Consider the following 1,897-nt stretch of genomic DNA (forward strand, 5'->3'; position numbering starts at 1 on the left):
TCATCTATCTCAAAAAATAATTCAGAAACATCCATTCAACAAAAATCGCTATCTTTTACTTTCGTGCAATCGCCGTATCTTTTTATTGGTTTCTGCCGCATTGTTGAACAAAAAAGCATACTTAGTGGAAAAATTGGGTATGCCTGCGCTAAAAATACCGATATGGCTGAATATTTCGAGGTGATTGATTCCGATTTCAGAGGTTTGCGCCCCCCCCATCGAAAGTCCTGCCATTGCATGTTTAGTTCGGTCAGTTTCGATACGGTATTTTTGTACTATAAAAGGCATGATATGTTGAAATAAATCTTGCTCAAAACGCTCAGTATTGTTCTTTTGACGTTGCTCAAAAGGCAAATCAGGCGATACAGTATGTCCCAATGGCATCACAATAATGCAAGGTTGGGCTTTTCCTTCGGCAAAAGCATTGTCGGCAATGTAATTGGCAAAGCCAATAGTGGCCCAAGAATGAGCCATTTCTCCGCTGCCGTGCAGTAGGTACAAAACGGGGTATTTTCGTTGATTGGTCTCATAATCTGCGGGCGTATAAACGTATAATTCCCGATTGGTGTTGGTAATGGTCGAAAAATAGGCATGCCGATGAACCGTTCCGTGCGGTACATTGCGGGCTTCCCAAAACGCCGTCTTATCTTTGGTAGGCAGTTCAAACCAGCTATGCGGAAGTTGAGAAGTAATCACTACCTGCCCGTTAGAGGGGTCGAGTGTTCGTACACCGTCAACCACGAAATTGTATTGGTAGGGATTTGCCTCAAAAGGCCCTAACGTAATAGACCAAATGCCTTCGGAATTCTTGCTAAGGGGAATACCCGAAAAAGGTTTAGATCCGCTTTTGGTTTTGCCGAGATAACTCATAATGTCCCAACCTGCTATAAGTACTGTATCGGCATGAGGAGCTTTGAGGCGAAACGTTACTGTTTGGCTGGCGTTGATTTCGGGCGAAACAAGGCGGTTGGGTGAATTTTGGTTGATTTGCGCCTGAGATACGAGCGACAAACTAAGCAATACAAAAATCCAAATTTTCATGTAGTCAATTACTTTTAAATTTTTCCGAAATTGACTTGTTTGCATGCTAAAATACTCCTAATTCGACAATTCGTACTAAATTTTATCCATTAGGTGCAAAAAATGAGTTTTTTTTTGTATTATTTTGAAACATGAAAATCGCACTTTATATCTGGGCCTGTTTTCAGAATCTTTTTTTCGGGCTGACAATTCTGTATTTTAAACGTAATAAAGCCAATCTGCTGTTAGCCAGTTTCTTTTTATTGGCATCCTGCCTGATCGGCGTTCAGTATCTGCTGCGGTTCAGGGGATATTTGGTGTCGTTTCCTCAAATGGCATTCGTTTCAGATACCATCAACTTGGCTTTTGGCCTCACGGCTTATTTATATCTGTATCAAGTGTTGTATCGAAGGTTGCCACGGAATTGGTATTATACCCCACCCGTAGGTTTTGCAGTTTCATTTGTAGGATACCAACTGATTTATTCGGCACCTTTCCACCTTTCCAACTACTTTCATACCTGGCACCATCCTATTACTCTGGTCGCTATAGCCTTATCGTTCTCGGTTTATGCTTATTATTAGAGTTGTTATAATTTGATTTTCAAATAGTTACGCTTTTTAGTTTAAAACTTACCCACCCCGTCGCTACGCGACACCCCTCCCAAGAGGGGATTTTGGGTTAGTCTCCTCCTCGGAGGGGTGCCCGAAGGGCGAGGTGGGTCTATTTTGAGAGTATAACTGTCTGATTTTAAACAAATAACAACTCTATTATTACAAAACCCCTGATTACTGGACAAAAAGAATAAAAGCGATGTGAATCTTGTTAGAAATTTGTGAAAAAACTACAAGAACTTCATTCATCGCTTTTGGACAAA

Annotated in this window: 2 protein-coding genes; one reads left to right on the forward strand and one right to left on the reverse strand. The window is 41.0% G+C overall.

What is annotated here, in order from left to right:
• Positions 1-48: 48 nt before the first annotated feature.
• On the reverse strand, positions 49-1,041 hold the full coding sequence (locus G563_RS35260) for an esterase (protein WP_169579785.1): 993 nt from the start codon (positions 1,039-1,041) through the stop codon (positions 49-51).
• A gap of 131 nt (positions 1,042-1,172) precedes the next feature.
• On the opposite strand from G563_RS35260, the gene G563_RS0118395 reads away from it, so the two are divergent.
• On the forward strand, positions 1,173-1,604 hold the full coding sequence (locus G563_RS0118395; protein ID WP_028666583.1) for a hypothetical protein: 432 nt from the start codon (positions 1,173-1,175) through the stop codon (positions 1,602-1,604).
• Positions 1,605-1,897: the final 293 nt, after the last annotated feature.

This window comes from Runella zeae DSM 19591 (assembly GCF_000423565.1).
Classification (GTDB): domain Bacteria; phylum Bacteroidota; class Bacteroidia; order Cytophagales; family Spirosomataceae; genus Runella; species Runella zeae.

Excerpts from the sequence above, each read along its gene's own strand:
- G563_RS35260 (WP_169579785.1), bottom strand. The coding sequence starts at position 1,041 with ATGAAAATTTGGATTTTTGTATTGCTTAGTTTGTCGCTCGTATCTCAG.
- G563_RS0118395 (WP_028666583.1), top strand. The coding sequence starts at position 1,173 with ATGAAAATCGCACTTTATATCTGGGCCTGTTTTCAGAATCTTTTTTTC.